17 protein-coding genes and 1 pseudogene are annotated in these 18,102 nt (G+C 61.4%); 6 read left to right on the top strand and 12 right to left on the bottom strand.

Annotated features, from left to right (window positions below; translation table 11 throughout):
• Window positions 1-55 precede the first annotated feature (55 nt).
• The 7 genes from J0663_RS05095 to pobA form a co-directional block, all read right to left on the bottom strand.
• On the bottom strand, window positions 56-883 hold the full coding sequence (locus J0663_RS05095) for a VCBS domain-containing protein (RefSeq protein ID WP_207243349.1): 828 nt from the start codon (window positions 881-883) through the stop codon (window positions 56-58).
• Window positions 884-1,171: 288 nt separating this feature from the next.
• Window positions 1,172-1,888, bottom strand: a complete 717-nt coding sequence (locus J0663_RS05090; protein ID WP_207243347.1) for an ABC transporter ATP-binding protein — start codon at window positions 1,886-1,888, stop codon at window positions 1,172-1,174.
• Entirely contained in the window at window positions 1,869-2,633 is a 765-nt protein-coding gene (locus tag J0663_RS05085; RefSeq protein ID WP_207243346.1) for an ABC transporter ATP-binding protein, read from the bottom strand. The genes J0663_RS05090 and J0663_RS05085 overlap by 20 nt, the downstream gene beginning before the upstream one ends.
• Window positions 2,630-3,631 (bottom strand): branched-chain amino acid ABC transporter permease, encoded by a 1,002-nt coding sequence (locus tag J0663_RS05080; protein WP_207243345.1) that lies wholly within the window; start codon window positions 3,629-3,631, stop codon window positions 2,630-2,632. The genes J0663_RS05085 and J0663_RS05080 overlap by 4 nt, the downstream gene beginning before the upstream one ends.
• A 1-nt stretch (window position 3,632) precedes the next feature.
• Complete coding sequence (locus J0663_RS05075; protein ID WP_207243344.1) at window positions 3,633-4,496, bottom strand: branched-chain amino acid ABC transporter permease; 864 nt, start codon at window positions 4,494-4,496, stop codon at window positions 3,633-3,635.
• Window positions 4,497-4,563: 67 nt separating this feature from the next.
• Window positions 4,564-5,736, bottom strand: a complete 1,173-nt coding sequence (locus J0663_RS05070; RefSeq protein WP_207243342.1) for an ABC transporter substrate-binding protein — start codon at window positions 5,734-5,736, stop codon at window positions 4,564-4,566.
• Window positions 5,737-5,890: 154 nt separating this feature from the next.
• Window positions 5,891-7,063, bottom strand: coding sequence for a 4-hydroxybenzoate 3-monooxygenase (gene pobA / locus J0663_RS05065; RefSeq protein ID WP_207243341.1), 1,173 nt, complete (start codon window positions 7,061-7,063; stop codon window positions 5,891-5,893).
• Window positions 7,064-7,181: 118 nt separating this feature from the next.
• Between pobA and J0663_RS05060 the strand changes: the two genes are divergently transcribed.
• Window positions 7,182-8,072 carry a helix-turn-helix domain-containing protein gene (locus J0663_RS05060; RefSeq protein WP_207243340.1) on the top strand — a complete coding sequence of 297 codons (891 nt, stop codon included), beginning with the start codon at window positions 7,182-7,184 and terminating at the stop codon, window positions 8,070-8,072.
• A gap of 84 nt (window positions 8,073-8,156) precedes the next feature.
• Window positions 8,157-8,432 (top strand): hypothetical protein, encoded by a 276-nt coding sequence (locus J0663_RS05055; protein WP_207243338.1) that lies wholly within the window; start codon window positions 8,157-8,159, stop codon window positions 8,430-8,432.
• Between the two features lie 71 nt (window positions 8,433-8,503).
• Here the strand turns inward: J0663_RS05055 and J0663_RS05050 are convergent, their stop codons facing one another.
• Window positions 8,504-10,891 (bottom strand): phosphoketolase family protein, encoded by a 2,388-nt coding sequence (locus tag J0663_RS05050; RefSeq protein WP_207243336.1) that lies wholly within the window; start codon window positions 10,889-10,891, stop codon window positions 8,504-8,506.
• A 71-nt stretch (window positions 10,892-10,962) separates the two neighbouring features.
• The gene (locus J0663_RS05045; RefSeq protein ID WP_207243335.1) at window positions 10,963-12,141 is read right to left on the bottom strand and encodes an acetate/propionate family kinase; all 1,179 of its coding nucleotides are present in this window, start codon (window positions 12,139-12,141) and stop codon (window positions 10,963-10,965) included.
• Between the two features lie 234 nt (window positions 12,142-12,375).
• Here J0663_RS05045 and J0663_RS05040 point away from each other — a divergent pair.
• Window positions 12,376-12,563: pseudogene (locus J0663_RS05040) on the top strand (inorganic phosphate transporter); the annotation flags it as partial.
• A 93-nt stretch (window positions 12,564-12,656) separates the two neighbouring features.
• Here J0663_RS05040 and J0663_RS05035 read toward each other — a convergent pair.
• Both J0663_RS05035 and J0663_RS05030 read right to left on the bottom strand, forming a co-directional pair.
• On the bottom strand, window positions 12,657-14,228 hold the full coding sequence (locus J0663_RS05035; RefSeq protein ID WP_207243334.1) for a putative bifunctional diguanylate cyclase/phosphodiesterase: 1,572 nt from the start codon (window positions 14,226-14,228) through the stop codon (window positions 12,657-12,659).
• A 470-nt stretch (window positions 14,229-14,698) separates the two neighbouring features.
• The gene (locus J0663_RS05030; RefSeq protein WP_207243333.1) at window positions 14,699-15,247 is read right to left on the bottom strand and encodes a histidine phosphatase family protein; all 549 of its coding nucleotides are present in this window, start codon (window positions 15,245-15,247) and stop codon (window positions 14,699-14,701) included.
• A 232-nt stretch (window positions 15,248-15,479) separates the two neighbouring features.
• Here J0663_RS05030 and J0663_RS05025 point away from each other — a divergent pair, with 232 nt between their 5' ends.
• The 3 genes from J0663_RS05025 (at window position 15,480) to J0663_RS05015 (ending at window position 17,326) form a co-directional block, all read left to right on the top strand.
• Entirely contained in the window at window positions 15,480-15,689 is a 210-nt protein-coding gene (locus J0663_RS05025; RefSeq protein ID WP_207243332.1) for a CbtB domain-containing protein, read from the top strand.
• 12 nt (window positions 15,690-15,701) lie between these two features.
• Complete coding sequence (locus J0663_RS05020; protein ID WP_207243331.1) at window positions 15,702-16,436, top strand: CbtA family protein; 735 nt, start codon at window positions 15,702-15,704, stop codon at window positions 16,434-16,436.
• Between the two features lie 284 nt (window positions 16,437-16,720).
• Window positions 16,721-17,326: a hypothetical protein gene (locus J0663_RS05015; RefSeq protein ID WP_207244440.1), complete on the top strand. Its 606-nt coding sequence runs from the start codon at window positions 16,721-16,723 to the stop codon at window positions 17,324-17,326.
• Here the strand turns inward: J0663_RS05015 and J0663_RS05010 are convergent.
• Window positions 17,311-17,973, bottom strand: coding sequence for a sulfite oxidase-like oxidoreductase (locus tag J0663_RS05010; RefSeq protein ID WP_207243330.1), 663 nt, complete (start codon window positions 17,971-17,973; stop codon window positions 17,311-17,313). The genes J0663_RS05015 and J0663_RS05010 overlap by 16 nt on opposite strands.
• Between the last annotated feature and the right edge of the window lie 129 nt (window positions 17,974-18,102).

Genomic DNA, 18,102 nt, shown 5'->3' with positions numbered 1-18,102 from the left:
GGACGATCAGCTATCGCAAGAAATCGCTACCAGACAGCCGCTGCGGTGCGCTTCCTCAAACGACAAAATAAAAATTGTCGTATTGAGCGCCGAAATAGTCCGGGCCGCTGTTTTCCGTGACGATCGGTTCGCTGTCGAGCAGGAGATAATCGATGTCGCCATAGGCGCTGAGATCGATCAGCTGAGGATCGTCGATGCTGTCGGCGGTCACGGTTACGGTTGTGGAGAAGACGATATTGTCGTTCAGCCGGCCTTCGATCGTCAGAATGTTGTCGTAGTTCGAGGTTCCGTTGGCGACCTCGAATTGCTTGATCTGGAACGGGCCGCCATCGGCCGAGTAGATCGGCGTCCAGAACACGCCTCCTCCCAGATAGTGGTTGCCCCCTGCTTCTTCACGCACTGTCGCATCGTCTCCATCCCGCCAGGCGCCCCAATCGAAGCCTTTGTAGCCGGTCGGGAAATCGCTTTGGCCGACATCCTCGAAATTGACGAACACGTCGCCGCGTTCCGGCAGGTCGATTGCAATGCTGAACGCGCCGAAGTCGGTGGCGCCTTTGCCGTCGGATATCTTGAAGGTGAACTTTTCGACGAGTTCGTCTCCCGGTCCGAGTGCGGCGACTTCGGGCTTGGAATGATCGAGCGCGTAGGTGTAGGTGCCGTTGGAGTAAATGGTGAGCGTACCGTATTTTCCTTCGATGATCGTCTTTGTCGGCTCGCCTTCCGCATCCGCCGGTTGTTTGATCCGCTGTCCATTGACGAAATTCAGGCGCACCTGATCTCCGTCGGTATCGTATGAGTTCTCGAGAATGTCGCCGCTGATTGGGTCGTTAATATCGAAAACAGGCAAGTATACGTCGCCTGCGAACGGCTTGTGGTTTGCCATTTCTACCTCCCGCCTGATGTGCTGTTGGACTATGCAACTGCATCGAGTATCCGGCAACAAAAAAGACCGAGCTGTCGATCAACTCTACCACCAGATCGAACAGATCCGATGTTTGCAACCTAAACAATCAAATACAGAGATCGATGCCGGCAGCACAAACCGGAAGGCGAAATAAGAATGGCGGATTGCCGATGACATCGTCATGGCTATGTATTGCACCTGTTGTTCTGCCTGTCAGGCAACCTTGCGACTGAACCGGACTAAGCGGCAGTGGCGGTGGAGCTCATGTCAGTGGAGACCGCCGACGCCGAGGAGGCTCTCGACCGTCTGATGATCCCTGGAGAGGCTTTCCGGCGTCCCCGTCCAGGCCAGTCGTCCGCGTTCGAGAATGACGACTTGATCGGCGAAATCGAGGGCGCTCTGGATACGCTGTTCGACGAGAAGGATGGTCATATCACCCGATTTGGCAAGATCGGTGAAGGCGGCCATCAGTTCCTCGCAAATAACCGGGGCGAGGCCCTCGAGCGGTTCGTCGAGCAGCAGAAGGGATGGACGGCCGAGAATGGTGCGGGCGGTTGAAAGCATCTGCTGCTCGCCGCCCGAAAGTTGATTGCCGAGATTGCGGCGGCGTTCTTTCAGCCGCGGGAACATGGCATAGGCTTCTTCCAGCGCCGTTTTCGGCCGCGCCTTCAGGCCGACGAAGAGGTTTTCCTCGACTGTCAGCGTCGGAAAGATGCAGCGTGTCTGCGGCACATAGCCGAGACCCTTATGTGCGCGTGCGGCGCTTGGCGCCGCCGAGACATCCGAACCGCCAAGACGAATGCGGCCGTCATAGCGCCTGGTCTGCCCGGCAAGGGTCGCCAGCAGCGTGGTCTTGCCCATACCGTTGCGGCCGAGAACGGCCAGCCGTGCGCCCGGCGGTACGGAGAAGGAAATGCCCTCCAGCACTTTCGTCGGTCCATATCCGGCCGAGAGATTTTCGACCTCAAGCGACAGGGCTGGCATTGGCATAGCTCCCGAGATAGGCCTCGCGCACGCGGGCATCCTTGGTGACATCGGCCGGCAGGCCGTCGAAAATGATCGCGCCGGCCGCCAGCACGATGACGCGCTTGGCGAAACGGAAGACCAGGTCCATATCGTGTTCGATCATCAGGACGGCGAGATCGGCGGGAAGGTCGGCCAGCGCCTGCTCGATGCGGCCGGTGTCGCTTTGCGGCACGCCGGCGGCCGGTTCGTCCAGCAGCAGCACCTTGGGCCTCAACGCCAGCGCCACGGCGATCTCGAGGAGCCGCTGCTGGCCATAGGCGATCTCGCTGACCCTGCGATGCGTCAGCGAGGCCAGCCCGAGTTTTCCCAGGAGATCGTCGACCTCCGTCATGACGTTGGGCATGGCAAGGAAATTCCCGAACATCTTGCGGGTCTTTCCGTCGCGCTGGAGCACCGCAAGCCCCACATGTTCGGCCGGCGTCATATCCTGGAAAAGCCGCGTCACCTGAAACGAGCGGACGAGGCCGCGTTTGACCCTGCCGATCGCATCGATCTTCGTCACCGCCTCGCCGCCGAGGCGAACCTCGCCGGAATCGGGGGAGAGATTGCCGGTGACGAGGTTGACGAAGGTGGTCTTGCCGGCCCCGTTCGGGCCGATCAGCGCGATGCGGTCGCCCGGCGACATCGCCAGCGAGACGTCATTGGTGACGGCCAGGCCGCCGAAGGCTTTTCTGAGGTTGGCGACTTCGAAGACGGGGCTCATGGGCGCTGCTCCCTGTATCGGCCGATGAAGGCGGCGGCCGTTCCGTAGAGACCTTTCGGCGCAAACAGCACCACGGCGATCAGCAGGGAGCCGACCATGGTCAGCCAGTGGAAGGGATTGGCGGCCGAGACATAATCTTCGAAGAGCATGAAGATGACGGTGCCGGAGAGCGCGCCGAAGAGGGAGCCGGTGCCGCCGAGCACGAGCATGACAAGCGCTTCGGCCGATTGCGTGAAGGACAGGCTGTCGAGCCCGACGACCTGGGTCGCGATCGCATTCAGCGCGCCGCCGACGCCGGCAACGGCGCCCGAGATCACGTACATCTTAATGAGAGCAGCCTTCGGCGAGCCGCCCATGGCGCGGATGCGCAGCGGGTCTTGCCGGACGCCGCGGCAGAGCATGCCGAAGGGTGAGCGAACCAGCAATCGCAGCAGTACGAAGACGATGACGAGCAGTGTCATTCCGAAGAAGAAGGCGGTATGGCCGTAGAGATCGAATTCAAAAATGCCGAATATTGGGTCCGGCGCGATGCCGGAAAGCCCGTCGCTGCCTCCCGTCCAGGAGGAGGCCTTGTTGGCGAATTCATGGAAGAGGTGGATGAGGGCAATCGAAAGCACGAGTTGCGGCAGCCCATGGGCGCGCAAGATGATCGCGCCACAGAGCAGCCCAGCAAGCGCGCCTCCTGTTATGCCGGCAAGCATCATCAGCAGTGGATCGTTGATGCCGTAATGCGCCGACAGAATCCCGGCGGCATAGGCGCCGGAGCCGAAGAGCGCGGCATGGCCGAGCGTTGCGACGCCGCAATAGCCGGTCACGAGATCGAGCGACAGGACGAGCAGGGCGATCGTGATCATCCGCGTCAGAAGCGCCAGATTGTCGGGAAAGGCGAAATAGCCGATCGCGGCGATGGCTGTGATGGCCGCTATTCCGAGAAGATCGGCATTCAATGCGCGCCGATGCCGGAGGCGTTCGGTTTGGTTGTTCATCACGAGCGTCATCCTATTTCACCCTTCCGGCAAGGCCGCGCGGGAAGACGCAGATGATGGCAATCACGGCGAGATAGAAGAAGAATTCCCCGAATTCCGGCATCAGATAGCGTCCCGTCGTATCGATGGCTCCAAGCAGCAGGCAGGCAATCAGCGCGCCCGGAATGGAACCGGCGCCACCGACGGAGACAACGACAAGGAAGGTGACCATGTAGCGCAACGCGTAATAAGGCTCGACCGGCAGGAGTTCGGCGCCGACCACGCCGCCGAAGGCGGCAAGCCCGACGGCAACGGCGAAACTCACCGCATAGATGACCTCGGTGCGCACGCCGAGTGCGGCAGCCATCGCCGCATCGTCGACGGAGGCGCGCAGCTTGACCCCGAAGCTGGTTCGCTCGATGGCGAACCAGAGCGCGAGCGCAACGGCGAGACCGCAGAAGATGACGAAAAGCCGGTGCACGGGAATGGTGCGGAAGCCGAGATCGGCCGATCCCTGCAAGGCGCCGGCAAGCGGTATGGTTTTCAGCGTCGGTCCCATCACGTAGTTCGCGATGCCGATGACGCAGAAGGTGATGCCGATCGTCATCAGGACCTGGGTCAGCTCAGGCGCGCCATAGATCCGGCGGTAGAGAAAACGCTCGAGCGGAATTGCGATGATGATCGTGGCGACGACGGCGGCGACGACTGCGACAGCATAACCAAGACCGAGGTCGCGGGCGGCATAGGAGGCGATATAGCCTCCGATCATGGCGAAGGCGCCGTGCGCCAGGTTGACGACACGCATCAGCCCCATGGTCACGGAAAGGCCGATCGAGATTACGAAGAGCACCATGCCATAGGCGAAGGCGTCGACGGCGATGCTGAAGACTGTCTGCATGAAAAATACCTTACTTCGATGCGGCGGGCGCGATGCGCGAGCCCGCCGCCGGTCCGGATGCCGGATCTTACTTGGCCGCCGCGAGGCCCGGATCGCCCTGCTTTTCGAAGGTCTGGACCTCCTTGTTTATGTAGGTCCCGTCATCGGCTTTGGCGACTTCGCGCAGATAGATGTTCTGTGTGATGTGACGGCTTTCCGGATCAATCGAAACCGGGCCGCGCGGGCTCGTCCAGGCCAGGCCCTTGACCGCGTCGACAGCCTTCTCGGCATCCTGCTTGCCGCCCGTCGCCTCGATCATCTTGTAGATGACATACATGCCGTCATAGGCGCTGACCGAGGGGAAGGAGAGCTCTGCCTTGTTGCCGATCGCCTTGGCGGCAGCCTCGACGAAGGCCTTGTTCTCGGGCGAGTCGTGGGAAACGGCATAGTGGAAGGTCGTCTGGATGCCGAGTGCGGCGTCGCCGAGCGCCGGCAGATCGGATTCCTGCGTCAGATCACCCGGCGCGAAGAACTTGATGCCGGCGGCCTTCAGGCCGTTTTCATTGTAAGCCTTGACGAAGCCGAGTGTCGTCGGGCCCGACGGCAGGAAGGCGAAGACGCCGTCAGCGCCGGAATCCTTGATGCGCTGCATGATCGGGCTGAAGTCGTTGGTGGCAAGCGGCATGCGGATCGCCTCGACCACCTGACCGCCGGCCTTCTCGAAGCCGGTCTTGAAGGCATTCTCGGCGTCAATGCCGGGGCCATAGTCGGTGACGACCGAAATCACTTTCTTGACGCCGGCGTCGAAAGCGACCTTGGCGATCGGCGTCGAGGTCTGCCAGGTGGTAAACGAGGTGCGCACGACGAGCGGGCTCTTGGTGACGATCGCCGAGGTGGCGGCGTTCATGACGACCATCGGCACATTGCCCTGCTTCAAGATCGGCGTCACCGCCATGGCATCGGGGGTGAAGTAGAAGCCGGCGAGATACTGGACCTTTTCCTTGACGATCAGTTCCTGCGCCAGCGCCTTCGATTGAGCCGGATCGGCCTGCGGCACGTCGCGATAGACGATCTCGACCGTGTCGCTGCCGAACTTGTTGCCGTTGACAGCTATATAGGCGTCGATGCCGGCCTTGAAGTTCTTGCCCTGGAGGGCGAACGGACCGGAGAACGGGCCGATGACGCCGACCTTGATGGTGTCGGCATAGGCGCTCGTGCCCATGGCGATGGCCGCAATTGCGGCCAGAAGCAGTTTCTTCATTTTCTCTCTCCCTGTTAGGCGCCCTCCCGGCACCGTGCTTGCAAGCGCTCAATACCGAGCGCCAGCTTGTCATGCGAAATGGTGATGTAAAATGAAATAAATGCTGTAATTCATCACCGCGCGATTATGATTGTATCATGGAATTATCGTCGTATCAGAACGGCAAGCCCACATAGTTCTCCGCCAGCGCCGTGGAGGCCGCGCGGGAGTGCGTGAGATAATCGAGCTCCGCCTCCTGGATCCTCTGGTCGAAATTGCCCGTATCGGGAAATCGATGCATCATCGTCGTCATCCACCAGGAGAACCGCACGGCCTTCCACACACGGGCGAGCGCCCGTTGGGAATAGGCGTCGATCCCGCCGTTCGAGCGTTCCTGGTAATGTTCGCGGAGTCCGGAGAAAAGATAGTGGACGTCGCTGGCGGCGAGGTTCAGCCCCTTGGCGCCGGTCGGCGGCACGATATGGGCGGCGTCGCCGACGAGGAAAAGCCGGCCGAAACGCATCGGCTCGGCGACGAAGGAGCGCAACGGCGCGATCGATTTCTCGAAGGATGGCGCGGTCGTCAGCGCCTCGGCGTGATGTGCGGGCAGGCGCCGTCTCAACTCGTCCCAGAAGCGGTCGTCGCTCCAGTCCTCGACCTTTTCGTCGAGCGGGCACTGGATGTAGTAACGGCTGCGCGTGGTCGAGCGCATCGAACAGAGCGCAAAGCCCCTTGGATGGTTGGCATAGATCAGTTCATGGCTGACAGGCGCCACGTCGGCAAGAACGCCGAGCCAGCCGAAGGGATAGACCTTTTCGAAATTCCGGATAGCCCGTTCGGGGACGGCCTTGCGGCTCGCTCCGTGAAAGCCGTCGCAGCCGGCGATAAAGTCGCAATCGATACGCTGGACAATGCCGTCCTTTGCATAAGTGATGAAGGGAGAGCGACCATCGAAATCATGCGGCGTGACGTTGATGGCATCGTGGATCGACGGGGCCCCACTCATTTCGCGCCGCTCCATCAGATCGCGCGTCACCTCGGTCTGTCCGTAGACGGTGACGCGCCTGCCGCCGGTCAGTTCGTAGAGGTCGATGCGATGGTCGCGTCCGTCGAAGGCGAGTGAGAAACCGTCATGCAGCAGGCCTTCGGCATGCAGTCTTGCTCCAGCCTTGGCCTCGTCCAGCAGCCCGACCGTGCCTTCCTCAAGAACCCCGGCGCGGACCCGGCCAAGGATATAGTCTTTGTTCACACGGTCGAGAATGACATTGTCGATGCCGGCTTCCGTCAGAAGCTGGCCGAGCAGCAGGCCGGATGGTCCCGAACCGATGATGGCGATCTGGGTTCGCAAATGCTTCCTCCCTCACATTTTTGCGTTTTGCCAGATTCTGCCGCGCCGCCATTGCCGCAACAATGGACATTCCAGCCTAAAAATTGCACTAATCGAACATTGACGCGGGAGACGTCCAATGAGCAAACATGTCCCAACCTATGAGCTCTACGGCGAAAATACCGGGCGATCGCCGGAATTTTGGTTGCATTGCGAAACAATTCGCTCCCGCAGCAGCCTGCATCAATGGGAGATCCGGCTTCACCGTCACGAGAGCTTCTTTCAGATATTGTACATCGGAGCCGGTTCGGGCGATGCGATCTTCGGCGAGAAGAACCATGCCATCCATCCGCCGGCGGTCGTTACAGTTCCGCCTGGCCTAAATCACGGCTTTCGCTTCTCGCGCGATATCGACGGTCTCGTCATCACCATTTTGAGATCCCATCTCAGCCACCCGCCCGGTGAGCGAAGCCCTCTCGGCGAATGGCTGGCGACGCCGCATCTGACGCCGCTCGATCCCGATAATGCCGAGGCTGCCTATGTCATGCAGACGTTGAGGCGGATCGGCGACGAATTCGAAAACCGGCGCAGCGGCCGCAACGAGATGCTAGCCGCCTATGTCGGGCTGGTGTTGCGCCTGACGGCGCGCGTTTCCGATGAGGCGAATGCGCAGGAGCCTCCGTTAAACGAGAGCGAACGGAGGATGGGGATACTGAACGAGCTCATTCAGCAGCATTATCGATCCCATAGGCCGGCTTCCTTCTATGCCAGAGAGCTTGGCGTTTCGCCGACGCATCTCACCCGGATCGTCCGGTCGATGACCGGCAGTACGCCGCATGAATTGCTCGCCGGCAAACTCATCGAGGAGGCGAAGCGACAGCTGGTCTTCACGCTTGGCAGCGTTCAGGAGATCGGATTTCGGCTCGGCTTTGCTGATCCTGCCTATTTCTCGCGTTTCTTCCTGAAATACACGGGAGAAACGCCGCGGGTCTGGCGTATGAAGGAGAAGGTCCGGCTTGAAGGGGCATAGCGTGCAGCGCAGCGGCGGACAGTCCTACCGCCGGAACATTTTATCTGATGCCGCGTTGCCAAGGCACGGATTGGAGGACATCAGATGTCTCAATATCTCGATGAAAACAACAATCTGCCTATCGACGAGACAACCGGCCTGCCGCTCGAGACCAGCCCGCGTCGCCAAGATGAAGAGATCGTCACCAGTAAGCGGCGCGCCTTCTTTGCCTGGAATGTCATGGCAGCCGGTATCGTTATCGTGCTTATGGCGACCGCGACCGTTGCGCTGTGGCCAGGTCAGACAACCGATCCGACCACGACCGCATCGACGACACCCGTGGCCCCGATCACCTCAGGCGTAGCCGACAATACGCAGTAGTTGCGGTCTCGCAGTTTATAGACGAGTTAATCGCGCGGATGGTCTTCGCGCGAGCGCATTTTGTATTCGCCTCACGCGGTCGGCCACACCCAGTTCCGCACCTCCGGCATGTCCTCGCCGTGCTCTCTGACGTAGTCATGATGTTCGGCAAGCTTGCCGCGGAAGGCGGCGAGCGCGTCTTTTGCCTTCTCCTTCAGGCCCGGCACGCGCTCGATCGCTTCGATTGCGAGGTGGAAGCGGTCGAGCTGGTTGAGAACGGTCATGTCGAAAGGTGTGGTCGTCGTTCCCTCCTCAATAAAGCCGCGGACGTGGATGTTCTGGTGGTTGGTGCGCTTATAGGTCAGGCGGTGAATGAGATAGGGATAGCCATGATAGGCGAAGATGACAGGCTTGTCTGATGTGAAAATCGCGTCAAAGGCTTCATCGGTCAGGCCGTGCGGATGCTGGTCGCTGGATTGCAGCGCCAAGAGGTCGACGACGTTGACGGTGCGGATTTTCAGCGCGGGAATGGCCTTGCGCAGCAGGTCGACGGCGGCGAGCGTCTCCATGGTCGGCACATCGCCGGCGCAGGCCATGACGAGATCGGGCGAGATCGCGTCGTCCTCGTTGCTTGCCCAATGCCAGATGCCGATGCCGGCTTCGCAATGTTTCACCGCCTCGTTCATCGACAGCCATTGCGGCTCCGGCTGCTTGCCGGCGACGATGACGTTGATGCGGTCATAGGTGCGCAGGCAATGATCGCCGACCCAAAGCAGGGTGTTCGCATCCGGCGGCAGGTAGATGCGGACGATGTCGGCCTTCTTGTTGGCGACGAGGTCGACGAAACCCGGGTCCTGGTGGCTGAAGCCGTTATGGTCCTGGCGCCAGACATGCGAGGTCAGCAGGTAGTTCAGCGACGAGATCGGCTTTCGCCATTCGAGCTCGCCCGTCACCTTCAGCCATTTGGCGTGCTGGTTGAACATGGAATCGATGATGTGGATGAAGGCCTCGTAGCAGGAGAAGAGGCCGTGCCGGCCCGTCAAGAGGTAACCTTCCAGCCAGCCCTGGCAGAGATGTTCGGAGAGCACCTCCATGACACGCCCATCGCGGGAGAGGTGGATATCATACGGTTCGATATCTTCCATCCAGATACGGTCTGTGACGTCGAAGACACTGCCGAGGCGGTTCGATTCCGTTTCGTCCGGGCCGAAGATGCGGAAATTGGCGGCCGCCGCGTTGCGTTTCATCGTGTCGCGCAGGTAATGGCCGAGGATCTCGGTCGATTGGGCAACGACGCTGCCGCGTTTGCCGATATCAACCGCATAGTCGCTTATATCGGGAACGTTGAGCTCCAGGCGCAGCAACCCGCCATTGGCATGCGGATTGGCGCCCATGCGGCGTTCGCCGACGGGCGCCAGTGCCCGCAGATCGGGTTTCAGCCGGCCATCGGCGTCGAATAGGTCTTCGGGATCGTAGCTGCGCATCCAATCCTCGAGAATCTTGCGATGGCCTGCATTCTCGCGGCAGTTGGAAACCGGCACCTGGTGGGCTCGCCAGAAGCCTTCCACTTTCTTGCCGTCGACCTCTTTCGGCCCGGTCCAGCCTTTGGGACTGCGCAGCAGGATCATCGGCCAGCGCGGGCAGCCCTTTGCCGCCTTGCCGTTGCGGGCTCGCTTCTGGATATCGCGGATGCGGTCGAAGACCTGATCCAGCGTCGCGGCCATTTGCTGATGCATATCGCGCGGCTCATGGCCGTCGACGAAGAAGGTTTCGTAGCCGTAGCCTTCGAAGAGACGGCGGAGTTCGTCGTCACCGGCCCGGCCGAGAATGGTCGGGTTGGCGATCTTATAGCCGTTCAGATGCAGGATCGGCAGAACGGCGCCGTCGCGGGCGGGATTGAGGAATTTGTTTGAATGCCAGCTCGCGGCGAGTGGTCCGGTCTCGGCTTCGCCATCGCCGACGACGCAGGCAACGACCAGATTGGGATTGTCGAAGGCGGCGCCATAGGCATGGACGAGGGCGTAGCCGAGTTCGCCGCCCTCATGGATCGATCCCGGCGTTTCCGGTGCGGCATGGCTCGGAATGCCGCCGGGGAAGGAGAATTGCCGGAAGAGCCTGCGCATGCCTTCGGCGTCTTCGGAAATCTCGGGATAGATCTCGCTATAGGTGCCTTCGAGGTAGGTGTTGGCGACCATGCCCGGTCCGCCGTGGCCGGGGCCGCATATGTAGATGACGTCGAGGTCGCGGGCGCGGATCAGGCGGTTCAGATGCGCATAAATGAAATTGAGGCCGGGTGTCGTGCCCCAGTGGCCGAGCAGGCGGGGCTTGATGTGCTCGGGTTTCAGCGGCTCGCGCAGCAACGGATTGGCAAGCAGGTAGATCTGTCCGGCCGAGAGATAGTTGGCGGCCCGCCAATAGCGGTCGATCAGGGTGAGTTCGGCATCGGTCACGGCGGCGGCAGTCGAGACATGCTTTTCCATGGGTTTCTCCCGGTCAAAAACGCGTTCAACGTCCATTCTAGTTGTGGGCGCCGGCCCGCCATTGATCTGGATCAGCGGGCGCCAAGAACGGAGAGCGCCTCATCGGCGATCACCTGTTCCTCGTCCGTGGCAATGACATGGGCGGCGATGCGGCTTTCGCCGGTGCTGATCGTGAAACCATTAACGGCATTGGCCTTTTCGTCGATCGAAAGGCCGAGCCAGGACAGGCGTTTGGCCACGCCGGCGCGGATCTCCGGCTGATGCTCGCCGATGCCGGCGGTGAAGACGACGGCATCGAGGCCGCCGAGCGTCACTGCCATGCGGCCGATCTCGCCGGCAATGCGCAACGTGAAGAGGTCGATCGCCTGGCGCGCCTCCGGCCGTCCGTCCTTCAACAGGTCGCGCGTGTCGGCGCTGATGCCGGAAACGCCGAGCAGGCCTGAGCGGTGATAGAGCAGATCTTCGATCTCTCCCAGGGAACGCTTTCTCTCTCCGGCCAGATGCAGGATGACGCCGGGGTCGAGCCAGCCCGGGCGCGTTGCCATCGGGATGCCATCGAGGGTCGAAAAGCCCATGCTGCAATCGCGGCTGACGCCTTCTTCCAGCGCGCAGAGGCTGGCGCCGCTGCCGAGATGGGCAACCACGGCCTTTGCCGCCTGCGGCGCCTTGCGCTTAAGTTCGCCGGCGATGAATTTATAGGAAAGCCCATGGAAGCCGTAACGCTTGACGCCCTCCTGATGCAAGGAACGGGGTATGGCAAGGCGGCGAACGAGATCGTCCTGCGTGGCATGGAAGGCCGTATCGAAGGAGGCCGCCTGGACAAGATGCGGCTTCAGATGCCGGAGCGCGCGGATGAAGCGCAGCGCCTGCGGCTGGTGCAGGGGGGCGAGCGGGATCAGTGCTTCGATCCCATCGATGGCGGCGTCATCAAGCGCGATGGCGCTCGTGAAGCGCTCGCCGCCATGGACGACGCGGTGGCCGGCAGCGACCGCGGCAGCCATGTCGAAATGATCGGCGAGAAGCGCGAAGGCTTCGTCGATGACCCCGTGCAGATCGTTCGTCACCTCCGCCTTCAGCGGCATGTCGAATGTCTGCGATCCCTTGACCAGACCGAGAGAAAGCGGTTCGGCGCGAAGATCGATGGCGCCCTTGCCGATGTGTCGCGCCTCGGCGCCATCAATCGAGAAGACGCCGATCTTGACGGTCGAAGAGCCGGCGTTGAAGGTCAGGAGGAGGTCGGTCGAGGGCATGTCTTCAGAGACTCCGCGCAGCCATGACGATGACCGAACTTAGGGCCGGGACTTCAGACGGAAAGACATTTGTTCGTTCCTCACGCGTTTTTGCGCCGCCCCGACCGTCGTGATCCGCACCGTTTGCAAGGCGGCATCCTTCATGAATGCGCTGGCGCGGCCAGCCCGGAGCGGTCGCGTCGACCTCGCCAACCAGTTCCTGGCCCCGGTTGGCACCGCGACGGCGATCACGCGTCGGCCGGTCAACTCGGCCTGCCAGTGTCGACCGCGCATGTTCGGTCGTCAGGCGCACGATGGCGACGAACGGTTCCGGCCTGCAATGGTCGACGGTGCACTACATGCCGATGGCCTGGGTGCTGACGCTGCCGGCTTCGATCGCGATCGGCTTCGTGCTGTTCGTGAGCCTGCGGCAGATGTTTTAGAGAAAATTCCAGGAAAAATGCGAAGCGGTTTCCCAGGCAAGGCGCTAAGCGGTTTGCCGAGAATCGCGTCAAAACAAAAGGTGGAACGCAGCGTCAGGCCGTTGACGCCAGATTGGCATTGCGATCGCGCAGGAAGATGCTCGCCTCGGCGGCGGGCATCGCCTTGCCGAAAAGATAGCCCTGGCCGATGTCGCAGCCGAGCTGCAGCAGGAAGTTGAGCTGGCCATACTCTTCGACGCCTTCCGCAGTCGCCTTGATATTAAGGCTTCTGCCGAGGCCAAGGATGGCGCGGACGATCTTTTCCTGGCGTTCGTCGTCGCGACAGGTGGCGATGAAGCTTTTGTCGATCTTGATCTTGTCGAAGCGGTAGCGGGCGAGCTGCGCGAGGCTCGAATAGCCCGTACCGAAATCGTCGAGCGCGATCTGGATACCGGCCGCATGCAGTTCTTCGAGTACGACGGCGGCGACGGCGGGATCCTGAATCAGCGCGTTTTCGGTGATCTCGACTTCCAGGCGTTGCGGCGGCAGCCGGCTTGCCGAAAGGACCTTGAGGATGCGGGATGTCAGCAGCCTGTCTTCCATCTGGACCGGCGAGACGTTAAAAGACAACATGACATGCGCCGGCCAGGTCAGCGCATCGCTGCAGGCCTGGGCGAGGAGATCCTCGAACAAGGTGGTGATCATCCCGGTTTCCTCGGCGATGTCGATGAAAACAGGCGGCGGAATATTGACGCCATCCTCGCCGATCCAGCGCGCCAGCGCCTCGAAACCACAAAGCTCGCCAGTCTTCAGATCAATCAGGGGTTGATAGAAAGGCTTGATCGCCTTATTGGCGATGGCGGCGCGCAGTCGGCTTTCCAGGGAGGCGCGCTCCGTTACCTTGTCCTGCATCGACGTTTCGAAGACGAGATAGTGGTTGGGGCCGCGTGATTTGGCCTCATACATGGCGAGATCGGCACGATGGGCGGCGTTTTCCATCGGTTCGCTGCCCTCAGCCCAGCGATCGTAGCCGACGCTGGCGCCGACTTCGACGGCAAAGCCATCGATATGGATCGGCCGGGTAACGGCCTGGATCAACAGTTTGGCGAAACGCTCCTCGCGCTGCGCGGTCAGGGCGAAGGCGATAATGATGAATTCGTCACCGCCGAATCGGTAGACGCAATCGGCATTGCCGAGCGCGCAGATGCGTCTGGCAACTTCGATCAATAGCACATCGCCGCCCTTGTGACCGACGAGATCGTTGACCTTCTTGAAGCCGTCGAGGTCAACCGAGAAGATGGTGACGTTGTGCTCCCATTCCTCGATTTCGGCCTCGTCGCTCCTGATCGGCCGTGAGAGAATCTTGCGCTCGAAGGCGTAGCGATTCGGCAGCTTGGTCAGGTGGTCGTGGGTTGCCGTCCAATCGGCCTTCGCCTGGGCGGCGACGCGCAGCTCCATTTCCTTGCGCAGATCGGCAATACGCAGCCCTGAATAGACGAAGCTCATGGCGCCGGCGATGCCGAGCCCCAGAACGAGCTTGTCGGCACCGTATTTGCCAAAACCGGTCATGAAGGAGACGAGGCCGTCGTCCAAGTGCAGCAGAGTACCGAGGAGCCAGAGGGTTATCCCCAAACCGACGATCGACATGCATTGCCTTCCGGCCCTGCTCTGGAAAAACACCGGCATTATGCCTTCTCCATCTCCACCCTGTGCCGAACTATCATGAAAATCTGAAATGTTCGTTGAAACCAGAAGGCGAATTATTGAAGGGGGCAGCCTGTGGCGGCTGGTATTGGGACGGCGGTGGTGTTTGCGACCGTTGGTCGGCGCGATTGAAAAACAACGGACGTCGGGCAATGGTGAAGGAGGAGACCTCGGGAGAGAACGAGGGCGAGCGTGCTGTCGCATCGCTCGCCCTGTCTCGCTTTTTCAGGCGGTGACGATCAGTAGCGGGACGCTGACGACCAGACCGACCAGAATTACGGTGAACGTCGCAACCCGCATCAAACGCAGGCGCCGCGTACGCTCCCCACTCCAATCATATGCCATGTCTTCCATCTCCTTAGGACAAGGAAGTAGTCCCGGTCTCACCCGGTTCTATAGAGATGACGCGATTTGCTTGCGTAAAGCTGGATAAGTATCAGCGAAGTCTAATGCTAAAGGCGCAGCGACCAGCGCTGTCCGTTGCTGGTCATGCGAACGACCGCCAGCGGCTCGATGTCGACGAGCCAGAAGGAAGCGAGCGGCGCCTTCAGCACATGGGCGACCGCTGCCCGGATGACAGCCGCGTGGCTGATGGCGATCACATGGCCTCCGAGCAGAGATTGCTCATCCATCCAGCCGGAGACGCGCCTCCGCAGATTGAGAAAGTTCTCGCCGCCGTGTGGGGTGGCTTCCGGATCGCTCATCCAGGCCATGAGATTCTCCGGCTCTTCGGTCCCGATCGCTGCGATCGGCCTGCCGGCCCAGCGGCCGTTGTCGCAGTCGGCAAGCCGCTGTTCTATCTCGGCTTCGAGACCGAGCGCCGTCGCGGTCTGGCGGGCGCGCAAGGCCGGGCTCGTGACGATGCGCTCGGCCTGGGGCAGGGCGGCCATGTTGCCGGCTTTGTCGAGGGTCTTGTCTTCCAGTGGTTCGTCAAGCGGGAACCGGGCCTTGCGGCTTGCCGCCGTCGCACCGTGGCAGATCCAGGTGAGGCGCGTATTCACGATCGTTCTGATCTCCGCAATGTGGTGGGACGGCGCTTTGCCGCTTCGTGAAGTTTCGTTGACAGTCTCTTCGGCGTGCAGATATAAGCGTGCTGTTGCGGGTTTGGAAGCCGGTGGAAATCCGGCGCGGTCGCGCCACTGTGACCAGCGTGTCGAAAGCTCTTCGCGCTGGAAGTCAGACCCTGCCGCACAAAGCACTCTTTCGACTGAACGCGTCATTCCGGAGGAATACATGTCTGACACCACTTTCGCGCCCGCAGAGGCACCGGCGCCGATCCCCGTAGGAGATATCCTCCCCTGGGCGATCTTCGGCGGCCTGCTGATGCTTATCGCCATCTATTTCGTCGGCACCGAGGAAGGCGCGATGGCGCTATTCAACGGCATGTATGTGCACGAATTCGTGCATGACGGCCGCCATCTCCTCGGCTTTCCCTGCCACTAAGGGAATACTGACATGGTCGGAAACCTTCTGCTTCGCGGGATGCTCGCGGGCCTGATTGCTGGCATCCTCGTTTTCGCTTTCGCCCACACCTTCGGCGAGCCGCAGGTCGATGCGGCGATCGCCTTCGAGGAGGCGAGCGCCCAGGCGGCCGGTGAAGCTGCCGAGCCTGAAATCGTCAGCCGCGCCACACAGGCCGGTCTCGGCCTTTTCACCGGCGTCATGGCCTACAGCATCGCCGTCGGCGGGCTCTTTTCGCTCGCCTTCGCGTTCGTGCACGGCCGCCTCAGCAGCCTTTCGCCACGCGGCACCTCGGCCGTCATCGCCATCGCCGCCTTCGTGGCGATTGTGCTCGTTCCTGCAATCAAGTATCCGGCTACCCCGCCGGCGGTCGGCAATCCCGATACGATCGGCGTCAGGACCGAGCTGTTCTTCCTGATGATCGTCGTTTCGCTCGCCTCGCTGATTGCGGCGGTCGTGCTTTCGCGTCGCCTTGCCGAGCGTTTCGGTGTCTGGAACGGCGCGATTGTCGCCGGCATCGCTTATCTCGTCTTCATCGGCGCGGTTCTCTATCTGTTGCCGCCTATCAACGAGGTGCCGGAGAATTTCTCGGCGGTGGTGCTTTGGCGTTTCCGCACCACCTCGCTCGGCATGCACGCGATCCTTTGGGCGACGCTCGGCCTTGTTTTTGGCATCCTGGCGGAGAAGCGGCTTGCCGTGAAGGGCGGGCTGCGACCGGCACTTCGGTAATGCGGTGTGTCGAGGTTGCGGCTTGTTACCCCTTCTCCCCAGCGGGGAGAAGGTGGCCCGAAGGGTCGGATGAGGGGGCCACACGGCATGCCCTATATATTGCCCTTCGCTTGCGCTCCGTGCATTCGCAGCTTCGCTGCTTACCCCCTCATCTGCCTGCCGGCATCTTCTCCCCGCTGGGGAGAAGGGATGTGGCGCAGCGCCGTATTTCTCTCACATCTGTCAGGAGCCCGACGACTGGAACGAGCGAAACTGGAGGGGGGGCGCGCTTTCTCTATCGACGGATTGCCGTTGTTGCCATTAGTGCAAGCTTGCTCTTCCTCGCTGTCGGCAACGCCTGCGCGCATGGTCGCAGTGCAGGCGGCAGCCATGCCGGTATCGATATTCCGGAAATTTCCCATGGCGAGATGGCGGTGATCTCAGATTATCGCAGTGGGATCATCGACCTTGCGTCGGGCGCGGTCGATACGAACGAGCCGTTCCGGCGCGTCCTGAACTATGCGGAGATCCAGTATTCCTACTGCCTCTGGGGCAGGGTGCCGGGCAGCGTGGCGGATGAGGAAAGCCCGTTCAACGAATGCGCCCATGCCTATCTTGCAGCGACGAAAGCCGTGCTGATGGCGATGCGGGAGATGCCGCGGGAGGCGGATCGAGCCAACGAGATTATCTCCGCCGTCGACATCGACATGGTACGGCGCGGGCTTGCGCTCGTCACCTGCCGGTTCAGCGGCGAAGCTTTCAATACGGCCGATATCATCAAGCCGCGCTGGAGCAGGATACCGCTTCATTTCGCCAGCATGGCATCGCTGACGGGGCTTGCGGCTTTGTTTTGCCTTGCGGTTTTTGCCCTTCGGCGCTTCCTGCGGCCGAGGGCTCAGTCGTCGGAATAGCGCTGCTCGCGCCAGGGATCGCCATACATGTGGTAGCCGTTCTTTTCCCAGAAGCCGGCTTCGTCTGCGGCCAGCAACTCGATCCGGCGCAGCCATTTGGCGCTTTTCCAGAAATAAAGGTGCGGCACGACGAGGCGCATCGGCCCGCCATGATCCGGCGTCAGCGGCAGGCCCTCCCATGAAGTCGCCAGGATTGCGTCCTCGGCGGCGAAATCGGCCAGCGGCAGATTGGTGGTATAGCCGTCATAACTCGTCAGCATGACGTAAGCTGCTTCCGGCTTCGGCATGGCGCGGTCGAGCAGATCGCGCGTCGATACGCCCAGCCAATTGTTATCGTAGCGCGACCAAGTGGTGACGCAGTGGATATCGCTCACCCCAGTGCTTTGCTCGATCGCCTGGAAATCGGCCCAGGTGAGGGTGAGAGGCGTTTCGATGAGACCGCGCACCTCGAGCCGCCAGCTATCGGTGGAAATGACGGGCTGCTGGCCGAGATCGAGCACCGGCCAGTTCTTGACGAGGTGCTGGCCCGGCGGCAGGCGCTCGGTCTCGGGACGGCTGATGCGGCCGGTGAGGAACTTGCCTTCTGCCGCCCAGCGGCGCTTGGAGCTGGTGAGCTTGCTGTCGGCGGGCGTCTGGTCGTCGCTCATGGGCGGGGTCTCCTTGCGGTGCAGCAATAGGACATCCGCTCCCGCCGGCTGTCAAGTTTCGGTGAGCCCTTGGAAATCCTCGCCTGCCTCATTAAACTGAGACCGTCGGGCGTGCCTTGCTGGGGAGTG

Origin of the sequence: Rhizobium lentis (genome assembly GCF_017352135.1) — a bacterium.
GTDB classification, from domain to species: Bacteria; Pseudomonadota; Alphaproteobacteria; order Rhizobiales; family Rhizobiaceae; genus Rhizobium; species Rhizobium lentis.
Note: the sequence above shows the minus strand (reverse complement) of the source record. Positions and strands in the feature narration are given on the sequence as shown.